The sequence below is a fragment of the Ureibacillus thermosphaericus genome, assembly GCF_012396605.1.
In the GTDB taxonomy this organism is placed as follows: domain Bacteria; phylum Bacillota; class Bacilli; order Bacillales_A; family Planococcaceae; genus Ureibacillus; species Ureibacillus thermosphaericus.
Genome location: NZ_JAAXPW010000035.1, coordinates 1 through 18,622, shown reverse-complemented (window position 1 = coordinate 18,622; position 18,622 = coordinate 1). Strand labels below are relative to the sequence as shown.

The 18,622-nt window shown below is 36.3% G+C and carries 19 protein-coding genes; 3 read left to right on the top strand and 16 right to left on the bottom strand.

The window, feature by feature from the left end:
- The first annotated feature begins 3 nt into the window (after positions 1 to 3).
- Together HF990_RS12335 and HF990_RS12330 are read left to right on the top strand one after the other, a co-directional pair.
- Positions 4 to 1,455, top strand: coding sequence for a spore germination protein (locus tag HF990_RS12335; protein ID WP_016839352.1), 1,452 nt, complete (start codon positions 4 to 6; stop codon positions 1,453 to 1,455).
- Positions 1,452 to 2,609, top strand: coding sequence for a Ger(x)C family spore germination protein (locus tag HF990_RS12330; RefSeq protein WP_168412704.1), 1,158 nt, complete (start codon positions 1,452 to 1,454; stop codon positions 2,607 to 2,609). The genes HF990_RS12335 and HF990_RS12330 overlap by 4 nt, the downstream gene beginning before the upstream one ends.
- A 75-nt stretch (positions 2,610 to 2,684) precedes the next feature.
- On the opposite strand, the gene msrB is transcribed toward HF990_RS12330, so the two are convergent.
- The 4 genes from msrB to HF990_RS12310 form a co-directional block, all read right to left on the bottom strand.
- The gene (msrB, locus tag HF990_RS12325; RefSeq protein WP_016839350.1) at positions 2,685 to 3,116 is read right to left on the bottom strand and encodes a peptide-methionine (R)-S-oxide reductase MsrB; all 432 of its coding nucleotides are present in this window, start codon (positions 3,114 to 3,116) and stop codon (positions 2,685 to 2,687) included.
- Complete coding sequence (gene msrA / locus HF990_RS12320) at positions 3,109 to 3,642, bottom strand: peptide-methionine (S)-S-oxide reductase MsrA (RefSeq protein ID WP_016839349.1); 534 nt, start codon at positions 3,640 to 3,642, stop codon at positions 3,109 to 3,111. Before msrA ends, msrB begins: the two co-directional genes overlap by 8 nt.
- Before the next feature lie 11 nt (positions 3,643 to 3,653).
- Positions 3,654 to 4,232 (bottom strand): YpmS family protein, encoded by a 579-nt coding sequence (locus HF990_RS12315; protein WP_016839348.1) that lies wholly within the window; start codon positions 4,230 to 4,232, stop codon positions 3,654 to 3,656.
- A 204-nt stretch (positions 4,233 to 4,436) separates the two neighbouring features.
- Complete coding sequence (locus tag HF990_RS12310; protein WP_168412703.1) at positions 4,437 to 5,279, bottom strand: DegV family protein; 843 nt, start codon at positions 5,277 to 5,279, stop codon at positions 4,437 to 4,439.
- A gap of 165 nt (positions 5,280 to 5,444) precedes the next feature.
- Here HF990_RS12310 and trhA point away from each other — a divergent pair, with 165 nt between their 5' ends.
- Positions 5,445 to 6,086 carry a PAQR family membrane homeostasis protein TrhA gene (trhA, locus tag HF990_RS12305; RefSeq protein ID WP_016839346.1) on the top strand — a complete coding sequence of 214 codons (642 nt, stop codon included), beginning with the start codon at positions 5,445 to 5,447 and terminating at the stop codon, positions 6,084 to 6,086.
- Positions 6,087 to 6,633: 547 nt separating this feature from the next.
- Here the strand turns inward: trhA and HF990_RS12300 are convergent.
- The 12 genes from HF990_RS12300 to HF990_RS12245 form a co-directional block, all read right to left on the bottom strand.
- Complete coding sequence (locus HF990_RS12300; protein ID WP_016839345.1) at positions 6,634 to 8,172, bottom strand: acyl-CoA carboxylase subunit beta; 1,539 nt, start codon at positions 8,170 to 8,172, stop codon at positions 6,634 to 6,636.
- A 38-nt stretch (positions 8,173 to 8,210) separates the two neighbouring features.
- The gene (locus HF990_RS12295) at positions 8,211 to 8,993 is read right to left on the bottom strand and encodes an enoyl-CoA hydratase (RefSeq protein WP_016839344.1); all 783 of its coding nucleotides are present in this window, start codon (positions 8,991 to 8,993) and stop codon (positions 8,211 to 8,213) included.
- Positions 8,971 to 9,903 (bottom strand): hydroxymethylglutaryl-CoA lyase, encoded by a 933-nt coding sequence (locus tag HF990_RS12290; protein ID WP_016839343.1) that lies wholly within the window; start codon positions 9,901 to 9,903, stop codon positions 8,971 to 8,973. The genes HF990_RS12295 and HF990_RS12290 overlap by 23 nt, the downstream gene beginning before the upstream one ends.
- 10 nt (positions 9,904 to 9,913) lie before the next feature.
- Positions 9,914 to 10,126 (bottom strand): acetyl-CoA carboxylase biotin carboxyl carrier protein subunit, encoded by a 213-nt coding sequence (locus HF990_RS12285; RefSeq protein WP_016839342.1) that lies wholly within the window; start codon positions 10,124 to 10,126, stop codon positions 9,914 to 9,916.
- 100 nt (positions 10,127 to 10,226) lie between these two features.
- Positions 10,227 to 11,582, bottom strand: a complete 1,356-nt coding sequence (locus HF990_RS12280; RefSeq protein WP_168412702.1) for an acetyl-CoA carboxylase biotin carboxylase subunit — start codon at positions 11,580 to 11,582, stop codon at positions 10,227 to 10,229.
- 20 nt (positions 11,583 to 11,602) lie between these two features.
- Positions 11,603 to 13,240, bottom strand: coding sequence for an AMP-binding protein (locus HF990_RS12275; protein ID WP_016839340.1), 1,638 nt, complete (start codon positions 13,238 to 13,240; stop codon positions 11,603 to 11,605).
- 22 nt (positions 13,241 to 13,262) lie between these two features.
- Positions 13,263 to 14,405 (bottom strand): acyl-CoA dehydrogenase, encoded by a 1,143-nt coding sequence (locus HF990_RS12270; RefSeq protein WP_016839339.1) that lies wholly within the window; start codon positions 14,403 to 14,405, stop codon positions 13,263 to 13,265.
- A gap of 54 nt (positions 14,406 to 14,459) precedes the next feature.
- Positions 14,460 to 15,077, bottom strand: coding sequence for a TetR/AcrR family transcriptional regulator (locus HF990_RS12265; RefSeq protein ID WP_096550922.1), 618 nt, complete (start codon positions 15,075 to 15,077; stop codon positions 14,460 to 14,462).
- 106 nt (positions 15,078 to 15,183) lie between these two features.
- Positions 15,184 to 15,837 (bottom strand): CoA transferase subunit B, encoded by a 654-nt coding sequence (locus HF990_RS12260; RefSeq protein WP_168412701.1) that lies wholly within the window; start codon positions 15,835 to 15,837, stop codon positions 15,184 to 15,186.
- A 1-nt stretch (position 15,838) separates the two neighbouring features.
- The gene (locus HF990_RS12255) at positions 15,839 to 16,546 is read right to left on the bottom strand and encodes a CoA transferase subunit A (protein WP_016839336.1); all 708 of its coding nucleotides are present in this window, start codon (positions 16,544 to 16,546) and stop codon (positions 15,839 to 15,841) included.
- 683 nt (positions 16,547 to 17,229) lie between these two features.
- On the bottom strand, positions 17,230 to 17,706 hold the full coding sequence (folA, locus tag HF990_RS12250; RefSeq protein WP_016839334.1) for a type 3 dihydrofolate reductase: 477 nt from the start codon (positions 17,704 to 17,706) through the stop codon (positions 17,230 to 17,232).
- A 133-nt stretch (positions 17,707 to 17,839) separates the two neighbouring features.
- Positions 17,840 to 18,031, bottom strand: coding sequence for a hypothetical protein (locus HF990_RS12245; protein ID WP_168412700.1), 192 nt, complete (start codon positions 18,029 to 18,031; stop codon positions 17,840 to 17,842).
- Positions 18,032 to 18,622: the final 591 nt, after the last annotated feature.

The following is an 18,622-nucleotide window of genomic DNA, read 5'->3' as shown; positions in this document are numbered from 1 at the left end:
CAAGTGGACTTTGATGGTTCTTCCCTAAATCTTCTAACACTAAAGGAGCTATTTAAAAAAACTGAAGATGTCATCTTTCATCATTTTGAAATTCAAAAGATAAAATTGACGTTCATTTTTTGTGAAGAGATGATTGATCAACAACTAATATTTTCATTTATTTTACCAACATTGGAAAAGCATATAGAAAAAGCAAACAATTCCAATGAAATCAAATGGTTAACATTGACCTTACCTGATTTAAAAAAAATTGAAAAAATCGATGACATTGCTTCAGAAGTCTTTACAGGAAAGTTAATACTTTTTATAAATGATTACCAATTATTGCTTTCATGCAATATTGCAAAAAAGCCGAATCGCAAACCTGAAGAAACAAAAATGGAAGTACTCGTAAAAGGTCCACGCGATAATTTCATCGAAAATATTGCAACGAATATCGCATTAATTCGAAAACGTCTCCCTACAAAATCTCTATGTGTTGAAAAAACGATTGTTGGTGAAAGATCGAAAACAACGGTCGCCATTTTATATATCGATGATATTGCCAATAAGGAAATCCTCAAAGAAATCAAAAAACAAATTAATAATATTAACACCGATATCATTTTAAATGGCGATTCATTAATGGAACATTTTAAAGGTAAAAGATGGTTAATGCCATGGACAAATGATACAGGACGAGCTGATTTTGCTATTCAATCTTTAGTAAGAGGGCGATTTGTCATTCTGGTGGATGGCGTTAGTTATGCCATCATTACACCCGTAAACTTTCCTTTTCTATTAAAAACCGGTGAAGATTTTGAATATCCAGTTTTATTTGGTGCTTTTGAAAGAATAATGCGGTTAATTGGGGTTTTTATGGGTATTTCACTCCCTGCCTTTTGGCTTGCACTTACGACTTTTCATCCTAATCAATTACCCTTACAACTTCTGGCAACAGTCGTCGTATCGAATCGAGGATTACCCTTCCCTGCAGCCTTGGAAATGATCATATTACTGTTAATGTTTGAAATGTTTCGAGAAGCTGGTATGAGGTTTCCAACGGCAATTGGTAGTACCATTAGCGTTGTAGGTGGCTTAATTATAGGAGATGCCGCCATCCGTGCTGGTATTACAAGTCCTGCAATGCTCGTTATAATTGCATTATCTTTTGTAGCTACATTTACCATTGCCAATCAATCGTTATTAACGATTATTTCAATTATTCGATTTATTTTTATTATCATCACTTCTTTCTTTGGTCTGTTCGGATTTTTCCTATGTATTTATTTGCTCATATTATATTTAGCAAACATCCGCGTTTTTGGTGTTCCTTATTTAAATTTTGCTGCTGATTTAAGTTGGGCATCCCTAGGAAAATCTTTAATTCGATTATCCAAAAACCACTATAAACAAAGACCTCAAATGTTAAGAACTACCGATAACTCTAGAACTAGTAATGAGGGAAAAAAATGAGATATCTCAAATATTTATTCGTGATAGCAAGTCTTATCTTACTTTCAGGTTGTTGGGATTCGGAGGAAAATGAACGAATACTCTATGTGCATGGAGTGGGTATTGATTATAAAAATCAAGAATATCAAGTGTATATTCAAATCATTAGCTTTGCCAATGTGGCAAGATCCGAACAAATCGATCAAGACGTCATGCAATCAGAAGTGGGATTTAGTACAGGAAAAACGGTGAATGAAGCTTTTGCCAATCTCTATAAAAGCGTTGATGAAAAATTATTTTTTGGTCATTTAACCTTCATGATTTTTAGTGAAGATATGTTGATACACGGAAAATTAAATGAGGTGCTCAATTCATTTACAAGATATTTGAATACTCGCTATCAAACTTGGATTTATGCAACGGACCAGCCAATCGAACAATTTTTTCTCGAAACACCCCTGTTGAAAAAATCAATTACACTGACGAAACTAGCCAATCCGCTAAACTCATATGAACAAGATTCCTATATCGAACCATTAAATGTCCGTAAATTGATTATTCAATTAAATGAACCCAATTACTTAGCGAAAATTCCGTATATCACTATTGGGGAATCTTGGATTACAGAACAAGGAAATGATTCTTCTTTCCAAATTGAAGGAGTAGCACTTGTTACTCCTAGTGAATTTCACGGCTATTTAATAAAAGAAGAAGCAAATGGATTGCAATGGATATCAAAGGAAACCATCGCAAGTAATATTACAACCAATCTGAAAGGAAGCAACATCACATTTACGAATCGAAATCATAAAGTAAAAATTACGCCAATAGTAAACGGGAATAACGTAAAATTTCAAATCGATATTTCAGTGAATTCAATCATGAACAGCTTTAATGTAAATACTACGGAGAAAGAATTAAGAGAATCTGTTGAACAGGCAATCAAAAATGAAGTACTTCAAACGTATAAGATAGGATTAGAAAAAAATCTAGATGTGTACCGCCTTTCTGAAATCCTTTACAGAAAAAATGTTAAATTATGGAATGAACTTGAGAAAAATGGTGTCATTCCTTTAACGGAAGATTCAATTAAAGAAGTCAATGTAAAGGTTAAAAAATTAAAAGCTGGAAGAACCATTTACAAGAACTCGCTAGACACAGAACATAACAATTAACCCTTCACTTTTCAAAGTAAACAAAATGATGATCCGTACTAGTTTATCGGATCATCATTTTTTACGAAAGCATGATCAATCTTCAAATAACTTCAAATACTCTCCGTAACCTTCCTCTTCTAATTTCTCCTTTGGTATGAATCGGAGAGCTGCTGAGTTGATGCAATAACGAAGCCCACCTAACGCTCTCGGCCCATCAGGAAATACATGACCTAAATGAGAATCTGCCGTTTTGCTTCGTACTTCAATCCGGCGCATACCATGGGATAAATCCAGCTTTTCAACGATTTCATCCCCGTCGATTGGCTTTGCAAAACTTGGCCAACCACACCCTGCATCAAATTTATCTTTTGAGCTAAATAGCGGTTTGCCGGAAACGATATCAACATATATCCCCTCTTCAAAATGTTGGTCATACTCATTTTGATAAGGCGGTTCAGTCCCATTTTGTTGCGTCACATAATATTGCATTGGTGTTAACTGTTTCAATCGTTCTTCTTTATTCATTCATATCCCCCCAATGTTGTTTAATAAATTGAGCTCTACCAGAACCGATAAAATACCGTTCATAATGTTGCGGGTTTTTCTTGTAATAATCTTGATGATATTCTTCAGCTGGATAAAATGGTTTTGCTGGAAGAATTTTTACGACAATCGGTTTATCAAACTTTCCCGACTCTTCTAGACGCTTTTTAGATTGTTCTGCAATTTTTCGCTGCTCTTCATTATGATAAAAAATAGCCGTAGTATAAGACTCCCCTCGATCAAAAAATTGTCCTCCCGGATCAGTCGGATCAATTAATGTCCAATAAATCTCCACTAATTTTTCATATGGAAAAACTGCTGGATCAAAGGTAATTTGTACTGCTTCTACATGACCCGTTGTCCCGGAACAAACTTGTTGGTATGTGGGATTTACCACATGTCCCCCTGTATATCCGGAAACGACTTTTTCAATCCCTTCTAGTTGATCAAACGGCTTGACTAAACACCAAAAGCATCCTCCAGCAAATGTGGCTAGTTCCGTTGGCATTTTGTTCACTCCTATTCATTTGGAATCACGATTTCTAATAGTATTCGATTATTTTTCAAATCAATTTCTTTTGCTTTCACCCTTGCACCAGAAGAAAGCGATAAGTTTGATAAATCCACAAATATTTCTTGTGCATCAGGTCGTATAATCATCCACTCAGGAAAATCAATGGCTTCATTCATTAACTTCAATACCATTGAAGAAGGGAGATTTAAACTCCCTACATTCACTTCTGATTGAACTAAATGAATATTGCCATGTTCATTGACAACTGGTTCGAATTTCATGGAAACAGGTACAGTAATCCCAAATGCAATAATCTCACTGGAAATCTGAATGGCATCATTTATCTCTATATCCACCGGTAATGACGAATTTTTTAATTCTTGCGCTAAATATTTAATGGCCATTTTTTCAAAATCTTCCGCTGTCGTTTCAACATATAGGACACTATCTGAAGGTTTAAGAGATGTTTCTTTAGGAGAAGGGATTGCTGTTTCCACAGATGAAGTCGCCCAGTAAATTACGAATGCCAATAATAATACAATGGAACCTGATAATATAAAAAAGGCGACTTTCCAAACATTCATTCATCTGACACTCCTATTCAATCTTACAAATGGTTCTATCAGCACTAATCTTTTAGTATGCATCAAACTCTATTAAATATACATGCATTTGTAATATTTATTATAAGTTGATTGGAAAATTTAATAAAAGAATACGCTTATAAACATAAAAAAAGTGTCTACTCCCTTCGAACAGGTTGTTGACACTTCGATTCCAATATTTAGTTATTCTGCAAAAAACACTAATGCAATGGCTCCTCGACCGGCGTGAGTACTAACGATTGGGGAAGTAACCGTTACTTCAATATCGCAAAAGCCCGATTGTTCAATCAGTTCTTTTAACGGTGCTCCTACATTTTCCATCCCACCTGCATGAGAGATGCAGATCGATTTGACCTGTTTCCCTGTAGTATGTTTTATATACTCTTTAAACATATATTTTACCACTTGACTATAACTTCTTACTTTGGCAACAGGTAGATACTCACCTTGTTCTAATATAGCAATAGGTTTAATGTTCAATAATGAGCCTAATAGTGCTTTTCCCTTCCCTATTCGGCCACCTTTGACAAGATTCGTTAGCGTATCTAAATAAATATACATTTTAGTATTAACGCGAACTTCTTTCAACCTTTCGATGATGTCATGGACAGAAGCTCCAACTTCTCTCATCCGCACCGCTTCCCGCACTTGGATTGCTAATGCAGAGGCGATGAATTGTGAATCAAATATGATTACCTTTGCATTGGCGATTTGTGCTCCTTGTTGAGCTGAGCTTAATGTGCCGCTTAAATTGCCAGCAACGTGTATTGAAATGATTTCATCGCCATCTTTTCCTAATTTTTCATAAATCTCTGCAAATTGGCCTGGCGCTGGCTGTGAACTTTTCGGTAATTCCTTTGCTTGATCCATCATGTCTAAAAATGGTTCAGGATGAATCTCCACCCCATCAACGTATGTTTTTCCATCAATGTGCACCGTCAGAGGAACAATATGGATATCTTTTTCTAACGCCTCTTCTTTTGAAATATCACTTGATGAATCCGTCACAATATGAATCTTTCCCACTTGCACACTTCCTCTAGCTAATTTGAATTATTATATAAAGTGATGATCCCGGTTGTAAAGATGACAACTGTCATAACTTTCATGGGTATTTGAAATATGTGACAAATGATAGTGTTGTATTGAAATGTATTCATGTAACCTATTCATTATTAGGAGAGTGATAAGATGAACAATATCCATCAAATTGATTACAAAAATTGGAAAGAAGAATTTTGGAATGCCATCACTCACGGAATTGGATTACTTTTAAGTATTCCTGCTTGTGTTTTGTTAATATTATTGGCTGTGCATAATGAAAGCGTCGTACAAATTATTTCCTACTCCGTCTTTGGTGCATCGTTAATTGTGTTATTTTGTATGTCCACTTTATTACATAGCATGCCGGAAAAATATAAAAAGTTTTTCTCCATTCTCGATCATTCCTCGATCTATGTATTAATTGCAGGAACGTATACTCCGTTTTTGTTGATTGCTGTAAACGGGACACTTGGACTTGTACTATTATGTATTATTTGGTCCATTGCCTTGTTTGGAATTGTGTTTAAATGCTTGTTTATTCACCAATTTGAAACTTTTTCTTTAATATTATATTTGGCAATGGGATGGCTTATTATGTTTGCTATTAAACCGCTCTATGCATTTTTACAGTTAGAAGGTTTTATTGTACTTCTTGCCGGAGGATTGTTTTTCACAATAGGTTCCATTTTTTATGCTTGGAGAAAACTTCCTTATAATCACGCAATTTGGCATTTATTTGTCATCGCAGGATGTACGTGTATGGTGGTTTGTGTGGCGGTTTATTTGTAACAAAAAGATGATGAGGGGGATAATAGTTAAAGCCGCTCCGATAATAGTCATTTTAAATCAGATATTGGCCAAATGAATTCATCTAATAGCAAATTAACTAAAATGAGACTGCAATGAAGCGGATATTAACCAAATCCGCTATGATAATAGTCAAAGTCGTCTCGATAATAGTCATTTTAAATCAGATATTAGCCAAATAAATCTATTTAATAGCCAACCATTAAAAATGAGATGGTTATGAAACGGATAATAGTCAAAGTCGCCTCGATAATAGTCATTTTAAATCAGATATTAGCCAAATAGACCCATTTAATAGCCAACCAATAAAATGAGATGGTTATGAAGCGGATAATAGTCACAGCCGCTCCGATAATAGTCAATTCAAATTGAATATTGGCCAAATGAATCCTTTTAATTGCCATTCAACTTAAAGAAAATGCATTAAGCATATACATCCAAACTTAAATGGAAAATAGTCAACTCGAATAAAATAATGGCCATTCATCAAAAAGAAAAAAGTGCGAAATAGTCGCACTTTTTTCCATTATCATACTGGACTTACTCCATGTTTACGCTCTGAGAATACGAGATATTTTGAAGAATAAGCATGAAGTCTTGCAGTCAATACTTGACGCAATTCATTTGGCTCGATGACATCGTCCACGATTAATTCTGAAGCTAACTTATAAATATCGATTTCTTCACGATATTCATTTCGTTTTTCTTCAATAAATGCTTGTTGTTCTTCTTTTGGCAGTTGAGCTATCTTATTCGCATAAACCGCATTCACTGCCGCTTCAGGTCCCATAACTGCAATTTGCGCTGTTGTTAATGCAATCACACAATCAGGTTCAAAAGCAGGACCTGCCATTGCATATAATCCAGCACCGTATGCTTTTCTCACAATGATTGTAATTTTTGGAACTGTCGCTTCACTCATCGCAAAAATCATTTTTGCTCCATGGCGAATGATTCCTTGTCTTTCCACTTGAGTACCAATCATAAATCCTGGTACGTCCGCCAAGAAGATTAATGGAATATGGAAAGCATCACATAGGTTGATGAATTTAGCCGCTTTATCAGCAGAATCGTGGAATAATACTCCGCCTTTGACTCTCGGTTGGTTCGCTACAATTCCAACCGCTTGTCCATCAATCCGCGCAAAACCAGTAATGAGTTCTGCTGCAAACAGCTTTTTCACTTCACAGAACGAACCTTCATCAATGATTCGATCAATTAAATCATACATATTGAAAGGTACGTTTTGATTTTTTGGAATGATCTCCTCAATTGTTTTTTCGAATTGAGCTGGCAATTTTGGTGCTTGTACTGGAGGTTTTTCGCGATAATTATTTGGGAAGTAGCTTAAATATTTTCTTGCGTATTCAATCGCTTCTTCTTCCGTCTTTGCAAGAACGTCTCCACAACCAGATACAGAGCAATGCATTTTTGCTCCGCCCATTGTTTCTAAATCTACTTTCTCACCAATTACCATTTCAGCCATTCGAGGAGAACCTAAATACATGGATGCATTACCATCCACCATGATGACCACATCACAGAATGCCGGAATGTAGGCGCCACCTGCTGCAGATGGACCAAATAATAAACATACTTGAGGTACTTTACCCGATAGCTTTACTTGGTTATAAAAAATGCGCCCCGCTCCTCTTCTTCCTGGGAACATTTCCACTTGGTCAGTAATACGAGCTCCTGCAGAGTCAACTAAATAAATGATTGGACAAGCTAGTTTCTCAGCAGTTTCTTGAATGCGCAAGATTTTTTCAACTGTTCTTTTACCCCATGATCCTGCTTTTACCGTTGAATCATTGGCCATAAAACAAACTGTTTGTCCATGGATTTTGCCTATCCCAGTTACAACTCCATCTGCCGGCAAATCTCCCGCCATTACGTTTGCAAATATGCCATCTTCAATTAATACATCCTCATCAAAAAGCAATTTAAGTCGATCGCGTACAAATAATTTCCCTTGCTCTTTATTTTTTTGATGGTATTTCTCATGTCCACCTTTTTTAATTTCTTCTATTAAATCTGCGTGGGATTTTTTTGTTACCGTATCACCCATGAATGAATCCTCCTTTGGCTCTGAAAGCGTAAATTAAGTTATCTTCCTACATATTGAGGTTGTCTTTTTTCTTGGAATGCTACTAAACCTTCCATACGGTCTTCAGTGTATAGCAACTCGTTATATGCAAGTTCTTCGATTTTTAATCCCGTTGTTAAATCGACTTCAATCCCTTTATTAATGGCAATCTTTGCTTGAATAAGTGATAACGGTGCATTTTTGGCAATTTCTCTAGCCAGTTCTGTCGCTCTTTTTAGTAAATCTTCTTTTTCAACGACTTCGTTGATGAGATTGATTTCAAGGGCTTCGCTTGCTGTAATTCTTCTTGCTGTATAAATTAATTCTTTCGCCTTTCCAAGACCAATTAAACGAGGTAAACGCTGCGTACCACCAGCACCTGGAATAATGCCTAAGGAAACTTCCGTTAAGCCCATTTTTGCCTCACTGCTGGCAATGCGAAGATCGCACGCTAGAGCTAATTCCAATCCGCCGCCGAAAGCAACGCCGTTTAAAACAGCGATGACTGGTTGTGGCAGAGCTTCTACTCGATTGACCGTACTGCCAATGAGTCTTACTGTTTCACGAACTTGTTGTTCGTTCATATTTTTGCGCTCTTTTAAGTCTGCCCCAGCGCAAAAGGCTTTATCACCACTGCCGGTAATTAATACAACACGAATTTCTCGATTTTTAGCAACCTCATCCAAACATTCATTGAGGTCCGTCAATAATTGAATGGACATCGCGTTTGCTGCTTCTGGCCTATTTAACGTAATGAGACCAATGCCCTTTTCGATTTCGTTAAACTGTACGAGCGTTGTCAACGTTAGCGCTCCTTTCATTTCTTGCAATTTCCATTTGCTTTGAAACTAATTTCTTACCAATTTTTTCTTCAATGAAAAATGCTGATTCGATCAGTGCTTCTTGATTAACGCCAGTTTCGATGTTCATGGCAGAAAGCATGTATAATAAATCCTCAGTGGAAACATTTCCTGATGCTCCTTTTGCATATGGACATCCACCAAGCCCACCAGTTGAACTATCGAATGTCGTAATACCCATTTCTAAAGATTTCACTACATTTGCGAGAGCCGTACCTCTCGTATCATGGAAATGCATGGCAAATAGATTTGATGGGAAGTGTTTTAATAATGTAGAAAGTAAACTTTCCACTTGCGTTGGAACCCCGACGCCAATTGTATCTCCTAATGAAATTTCATAAACTCCCATTTCCGCTAATCGGTCCACTACTTTTAACACCTGTTCTGGTGAAACAGGTCCATCATAAGGACAAGCAATCACCGTTGAAACGTATCCGCGCACTTTTACATTTGCTTTTAACGCTTCATCCACAACTTCTTTTAATACAGGAAACGTCTCATCAATCGTTTTATTAATATTGCTTTTATTATGGCCTTCACTAGCGGACATAAACACACTGACTTCATTTACGTTGCAAGTTAAAGCCCTCTCAAGCCCGCGAATATTCGGAACTAAGGCAGCATACGTTACTCCCTTTTCTCGATTGATTGACTTTAATACTTGCTCACTGTCAGCTAATTGTGGAATCCACTTCGGATGAACGAAGGAGGATACTTCAATATAGTCTAATCCTGTTTTACTTAATAAGTTGATCCAATCCACTTTGTCTTGTGTCTCAATGAACTTGGATTCATTTTGCAATCCATCTCTTGGACCAACTTCTTTAATTGTCACTTTCGTTGGAAGATGCATCCTTTTCACCCTATTCGATTTCTAAAATGTCATCATCTACGTTAATAAAATCGCCTTCTTGAACAAAGATTTTTTTCACAACTCCTGCTGCTTCAGAAGCAATCGGAATTTCCATTTTCATTGATTCTAAAATTACAACATCTTGTCCTTCTTGTACTTGTTCCCCTTCAGATACAACAATTTTCCAAACTGTTCCTGCCATATTTGCTTTTACTACTGTCATCATAATCCCTCCAAATATTATTACTAACTAAATGAAAAATATTGAATAGCTGTTCAATGATGGAAAGAAAAGCTATTATCATTGAACAGCTTAAATTTACTTACTTAACCTGAAATTCAGGTAGATAATATTCATCTACAAAACTTGTAGTAATATTACCTTTTCTAAATTCTTCGTGACTTGCAATTTTAATAAGCATTGGAATATTTGTCTTAATTCCTTCTAGTTTGTATTGTTTCAATGCTTCAACTAAACGTTCACATGCTTTTTCGCGCGTCTCACCGAAACAAATCAATTTGCCAATCATCGGGTCATAGAATGGCGTAACCGCTGATCCTGATTCAACAGCACAATCGTTTCGAATTCCTTCCCCTTCAGGCAATTCCAGTAAAGTAATTGTCCCCGGTGAAGGATAAAACGTTACTGGATCTTCGGCATAAATTCGCGCTTCAATCGCATGTCCTTTCATCTTGATTGAATCTCTCGAAATCTCCAACGGCAACCCTTCTGCAACCCGAATTTGTTGTTCTACAAGGTCAATTCCCGTAATTTCTTCCGTTACAGGATGTTCCACTTGCAATCGAGTATTCATTTCTAAGAAATAGAAATTTTCTTTGTCATCTACTAAAAACTCAAAAGTTCCAGCATTAGTATAGCCAATATACTTCGCTGCCTGAACAGCTGCTTCTAACATTTTTTCTCGCGTTGCATCTGAAATTGTTGGAGATGGTGCTTCCTCAATCACTTTTTGATTTCGACGTTGGATTGAACATTCTCGTTCAAAAAGCGGTACTACATTTCCATGTACATCGGCGATAATTTGCACTTCTACGTGGTGAGGATTTTCAATGTATTTTTCAATATACATCGTGCCGTCACCAAAATAAGACTGTGCTCGCTTTTTATTGCCTTCAAAGGCTTTTGAAAGTTCATCGCTATTATTAATTCGTTGCATGCCGATGCCACCGCCGCCGCTAGAAGCTTTTAACATTAACGGATAGCCAATTTGATCTGCTATTTTGACTGCTTCTTCTACGTTTTCAATAGCAACGTCTACCCCTTCGATAATTGGTACCCCTGCTTCTTTCATTTTAATCCTTGCTTCTAACTTACTTCCCATTGCAGCGATTACGTCATGTTTCGGTCCGATAAAAACAATGCCTTCTTCTTCACATCGTTTTGCAAAATTGGGATTTTCAGAAAGTAAGCCATAACCGGGATGAATCGCATCGACATTTGCATTTTTAGCAACTTCTATTATTTTTTCAATATTTAAATAACTTAAAGAAACAGGGGGTTTACCAATTTCATACGCTTCGTCGGCTTCTCGAACGAATAGGGATTCACGATCTGCCTCCGAATAGACCGCTACTGTACGAATATTCAATTTTTTGCAGGTACGAATAATTCTTCTAGCAATTTCTCCGCGGTTTGCAATTAATATTTTCTTAAACATCGGCATACTTCTCCTTCCTACTAGTGTACAAGTTTTGCAGTAAATTGTTCTCTCAACTTATATTTTTGAATTTTTCCTGATGCTGTCATTGGATATTGGTCTACGAAGAAGATATATCTAGGAATTTTATGTTTAGAAATTTTTCCATTGCAAAACTCGCGAATTTCATCTTCCGTTGCTGTTTCACCTTTCTTTAAGATGATAAATGCAGCCACTTCTTCTCCATACTTTTCATCTGGCACACCAACGATTTGTACGTCATAAATTTTTGGATTTTTATATAAAAACTCTTCAATTTCACGAGGATAAATATTTTCTCCACCGCGAATAATCATATCTTTCAAACGGCCTGTAATTCGCACATAGCCGTTTTCATCCATTGTAGCAAGGTCCCCTGTGTGAAGCCAGTTATCTTCATCAATGGCTTCTTTTGTGGCATCTGGATTATTATAGTAACCTTTCATCACGTGATAGCCACGCGTACAAAGTTCACCTTGCGTATTAGGCGGCACTTCTTTACCAGTTGTTGGATCAATGATTTTTACTTCCACATTCGGTAAAGCTCGCCCTACTGTACCCACTTTTAAATCAAATGGATCGTCTGTGCGTGTTTGTGTAATTACTGGTGAAGATTCAGTCTGTCCATAGCAAATCGTAATATCTTTCATATTCATTTTTTGAATAACAGCTTTCATTACTTCTTCAGGACAGTTGGAACCAGCCATTACACCTGTACGTAGTGATGATAAATCAAATTCATCAAAATTAGGTAAATTCAATTCACTAATAAACATCGTTGGTACACCATGTAAGGCAGTACATTTTTCTTTCTCCACCGTTTTTAAAACTTCCACTGGATTATATTCTTGAATCGGCACCATCGTACCGCCAACGCTTACAATGGCCAATGTTCCAATGACGCATCCGAAACAGTGGAAGAACGGAACTGGAATACATAGGCGATCTTCATTAGTCAGCTTCATACTTTCTGCAATATTAATGGCATTGTTTACGATATTGTAATGTGTTAACATAACACCTTTCGGGAATCCTGTTGTTCCGGAAGTATACTGTAAATTAATGACATCATCATAGTGAAGAGAAGCTTTTCTTTGTTCTAATTCTTCATCCGACACTTGATCTGCCAGTTTAATGACGTCACTCCAGTTGTATACTCCGTCGAATTGGTTTTCGCTTATGATGATAACATTTTTCAACATCGGTAAGCGTTTTGATTTCAGTTCCCCAGGTTTACAAGTTTTTAATTCAGGGCAAATTTCGTAAACTGTATCAATGAAGCGATGGTCTTTAAATTGCTCAATTAAAATGAGCGTTTTGGAATCGGATTGCTTTAATAAATATTCAAGTTCTGCAGTTCGATAATTTGTATTGACCGTTACGAGCGGAGCACCCATTTTGCCAGTAGCAAATTGTAATGCTACCCACTCTGGTACGTTTGTTGTCCAAACGGCGATATGATCACCCTTTTCAATTCCAAGGGCCATGAGTGCTTTCGCTACTTGATCAGACCAAGCATCAAATTCTTTATACGTTAATCGTAAGTCTCGGTCTGAATAGACAACTGCCTCCTTATTTGGATATTTCTCCGCTTGCTCCTCCAACAATTGACCAATAGTTTTATAAACAAGATCAGCCATTCAGTTCCTCCTTCAAATTTTTTTAGCAACCTATTAATCTAGATATTACTAATCTTTGAACTTCAGAAGTTCCTTCACCAATTTCCATTAATTTAATGTCACGTAAATGTCTTTCCACATCGTATTCTTTCATGTAACCATAGCCACCGTGAATTTGAATCGCTTGGTTACATACTCTAAAGCCCATTTCCGATGCGAAAAGTTTTGCCATTGCTGCCTCCTTTCCAAATGGTTTATTGTTGTCTTTCAACCATGCTGCCTTATATACCATGTTGCGAGCTAATTCTATTTCCATTGCCATGTCAGCTAATTTAAACTGAATGGCTTGGAATTTAGAAATCGGTTGGCCAAATTGATATCTTTCTTTTGCATATTTCAACGCTTTTTCATAAGCGGCTTGAGCAATCCCTACAGAAAGAGCTGCAATGGAAATTCGTCCACCATCTAATGTTTGTAAGAATTGGCTAAATCCTCGTTTCGGATCACCTAACACGTTTTCTTTTGGTACACGAACATTTTCTAATACAATCTCACAAGTGTTAGATGCACGAACACCCATTTTGTCATAATCGCAACGAATTTTTACGCCAGGAGCATCAGTAGGAACAATAAGAGATGTGATGATTTTCTTTCCATCTTCTCTTTTACCTGTTACAGCTGTTACAATTACTTGTCTAGCGTATCCAGCATTCGTAATCCATTGCTTTTCACCGTTGATGATATATTCATCACCAACTAGTTCAGCTTTCGTTTGAGTACCACCTGCGTCAGATCCAGCATTTGGTTCTGTTAAACCAAAGGAACCAAGTGTTTCTCCTTTCGCCATTGGAACAAGCCATTTTTGCTTTTGCTCTTCTGTTCCGAAATAATAAATAGGAGATGCACCCAAACTGATGGCAGCAGCGTAACTTAGTCCTGTACCGCCACAAGCTTTTCCGATTTCTTCAACCGCAATCGCGTAAGAAATCGTGTCTCCTCCTGAACCGCCGTATTCTTCCGGGAACGGAATACCTAGTAGTCCAAGTTCACCCATTTTCTTAAATGTTTCAATTGGGAATGTGGAATTTTCATCATGTTCTCTTGCATACGGTTTAATTTCTTTTTCTGCAAAATCTCTTACCATTTCTTGAATCATTAATTGTTCTTTTGTTAATTCGAAATTCATGAACATTTCCCCCTATTTTTAAAACCGACTAGTCGGTTTGTTTTTGACCTATGGTTATTCTATTAATTGATTTAATTGTTTAGCTTCAACCAATCCTTGCTCTGTGACAATTGAGCGGAGGATTAAATCTTTGAAAATGGCTGTAATTTCTTCCATAGTCATTGGTCCATCTTGCTTAAACCATTTGTAAGTCCAATTGATCATGCCGATTATCGCCATTGTTACAATATTGGCTGGCAATTCATTTCGAAAATCTCCACTTTCTTGGCCTTCAACAATCACCTTTTCAAGCAACTTTCGATAGCGATCTCGTTTTTCATTGATAACTTGTTTAAATTCATGATTTAGATAAGCGCTTTCTTCGTAAAAAACTGTAATGTACGGTTTATACATGTCAAAAACTTTAATGAATGAATTCAGTATGGCGGATAATCTAGAAATCGGCGTTTTATTCTCCGTGTAGGAAAGTTCCGCTTTTTCTATCACATAGGAAATAAATACATCATGGATTTCATATAGCAACTCATCTTTTGACTTATAATTGTGATAAAATCCGCCTTTCGATGTTCCCGCTTCTAAGACGATTTTATCTACCGTGACTCCGTGATAACCATGTTCCTGAAATAAGTGCAATGAAGTTTCTAAAATTCGTTCTTTAACTGATTTTTTCATTTTTTTCCGCCTTTCGGTTTCACGTTTGAACCAAGCGCTAATAGAAATATATTTATTTTCTTAGAATTTTATGACATAAAACATATAAATTTCAACAAAAAATTTTTTACCACTCTATAAGATTTGGTGAAATGCTATATTCAGCTTCTGTTTTGCTCTTTAATTCTTCCAAGGAAATGTCCTTTAATTTTTCTATTAAAACCATTCCTTCTTCCGTGAAATCAAATACAGCTAATTCCGTAATTAAACGGTCCACTACACCTTGACCTGTAAGCGGCAAAGTACATTCTTTTCGTACTTTTGGCTCTCCTTTTTTGGACAAGTGCTCCATGATTACAACGACGCGTTTCGCCCCTTGCACTAAATCCATCGCACCGCCCATTCCTTTTACCATTTTTCCTGGAATCATCCAGTTAGCCAAATCACCCTTTTCAGACACTTCCATTCCACCTAAAATCGCTAAATCAATATGTCCACCGCGAATCATGGCAAAGGATTCAGCACTATCAAAAAATGCTGCGCCTTTTACAGCAGTTACCGTTTCTTTACCTGCATTTATTAAATCCGGATCCACTTCATCCTCTGTCGGATATGGACCAATACCAAGTAAACCATTTTCAGATTGTAATAAAACTTGATAATCGCTTGGAATTTCATTGGCGACAAGCGTCGGCATACCGATACCAAGATTAACATTCATGCCATCTTTTATTTCTTTCACAGCGCGTTTCACAATTTTCTCTCTAGTTGTGAGAGTCATCTTAATAAACCTCCTCTTTTTTTCGCGTTGTCTTTCTTTCAATCCGTTTTTCGTAGTGGTCGCCAACTAAAATACGTTGAACGTAGACGCTAGGCGTATGAATTTGATCAGGATCTAATTCCCCTACTTCAACCAGTTCTTCTACCTCTGCAATCGTAATTTTTCCAGCCATTGCAGCTAAAGGATTAAAGTTTCTTGCTGTTTTCCGGTAAACTAAGTTTCCTAATTTATCGCCTTTCCATGCTTTTACAAATGCAAAATCACCCACGATTGCTCTTTCTTCGATATACGTTTTTCCATCAAATACTTTTGTTGGCTTTCCTTCTGCAATAGGTGTCCCAACTCCTGTTGCTGTATAGAATGCTGGAATACCGGCACCTCCAGCACGAATTCTTTCTGCTAGTGTACCTTGAGGTGTTAATTCAACTTCAATTTCCCCATTTAAAAATTGTTGTTCAAAGGTTTTATTTTCCCCTACATAGGAAGCGATGATTTTAGAGATTTGCTTATTAGCAAGCAGCAATCCAAGTCCCCAATCATCTACTCCACAGTTATTGCTGACAACCGTTAAATTTTTTGTTCCCTTTCTTAAAATGGCTTCAATCGCTTTTTCAGGGATGCCACATAATCCAAATCCACCAACGATAATGGTATCCCCATCTTTCAAGTCTTGGATGGCTTCATCAAAAGATGTAAAAACTTTTGACATGTTGTGAGTCCTCCTTTATCTTTTTAGCAACTAAATATATCTATATTTTAAAAATATGTGTAATAGAATAGTTTTATACTAAATTTTTATTAGAAAAATAAATTATTATATTAATATTCTGAAAAACGTTTCCATTCCAAAACTAATGATGATGTATGATGAAATAGTGAAAATCATACCATCACCGTCATGGATGAATCAAATTCCTTAATACCCTAAAGAAGAAAATTAAAACACGAAGGAGAAAATTTTGAAAAAATTAAGATTGTTTTCAATTGTTTTTATTATATTTCTTTCAATCATTTTGTTCAATAAATTTCTTATCCACTCTTTTCAATCGACAATATCACTCCAAAAGGAGCAATAGAAAAATGGGAAAAATTGAAGTTGTAGGTGTTTCTATTTGGTATATTACTACACCTGAAAATGAGGAAATGAAATAAGCAGATGAAAACATTATGTTCAAAAAGTTGAGAACGTTTCATTGCTATTACTCAAATGTGGAGGAAAGAGTATGTACTTGTTAAAGTACATCGTAAAACGAAAAGTATATTAGAAAACTAACAGATACTATTATTAAATATTATTCAGAAGTAGATTTTTTGAAGTTCCATTTTGATAATTGACAATTTCATAATTACAAAAAGAGCGCCAAATTCTTAGACGCTCCTTTAATCATCTGGTTATTTTTTTTCATAAACTAAATATTGAAACGTATATCCTTCATCGGCTTTAAAAACTTCACTTGATGAAACGATTTTCCATTCTTCACCGTATGCCGGAAAGTATGTATCACCTTTAAATTCATGATTAATAAGTGTAATATACAATCGATCTGCAATCGGCAATGCAAGTTTAAAGATTTGTTCTCCGCCGATAACCATGATCTCCTGAGCATCACCCGCAAGTTTCAATGCTTCATCGAAACTTGAAACCACTTCAATCCCTTCATGAGTATATTCTTTGTTTCTAGTTATCACAATATTTCTTCTCCCAGGCAAAGGCCGTCCGATAGATTCAAATGTTTTTCTCCCCATAATAATTGGTTTTCCCATTGTTTTTTCTTTAAAATATTTTAAGTCCCCAGGTAAATGCCAAGGCATTTGATTTTTATATCCAATTACTCGATTATTGTCATGTGCTACAATTAGTGAAATCATGCTCTCTCTCCTATTTTAAATTTCATTTTATTTTTACCTTGATTCCATGATTTTCAGTAAAATTTCTTCATACATACTAGTCATTTTTGCATAATGTTCAAATTAATTATACAAAAGGTTTCATGGAAAGGATTCATTTTGATTTATCTATTCTTGTTTCTCTTTTTACAACAACTGCACCTAAAATTGCTCCGATTGTTGCTGCTAACATATTTACTATTATTTTGATTTTTAATGATAAATCATTATTAATATATACAATGTTCACATTAACTAAAAACACAGTAATAGCCGCAAAAATTGCAGGATAAAGTGTTTTTTTCATGTTAATCACCTTATTATTCTAAATTATTTATCACTGTGGATAAACTAAAAATTTTCAATCGGATACCAATAAAAGATTTTATTAATAACTAATATATTCCATTATAACTTAGTTTTTTATTGTTTCATGCATATTAAATTTTAAGTATTAACTGTCTCAAGCGATATTTTTTCTCAACATCCTAAGACCCCTCAACTACCATCGGTGCTGACTCCGAAGCACGTTGACCGGCGAATCTCTGCGTCAGCTTCAGCGGTCCGATGCTCACGTACATAGTACGCTCCGCTCCGAGCTGCCTCGCTTCCTTGAACTTCTTGGTCCCCGTGCTTCTCGTCTCCTCCAAATAATTGTTTTGCTTTCGTTTTAAATGCCACTTCTCTATCGCGCCGTTCGGACTTTCAGTCCTTGGTAGTAAGGGGCTTCAATTTCTGCAATAAAAAAGCACCACTATTGTGGTGCCTTTTTGCGAAGCGCTCGTCTATCTCTCACAAGGGGACCCCTTAACTACCATCGGCGCTAACTCCGAAGCACGTTGACCAGCGAATTTCTGTGTCAGCTTCGGCAGTCCGGTGCTCACGTACATAGTACGCT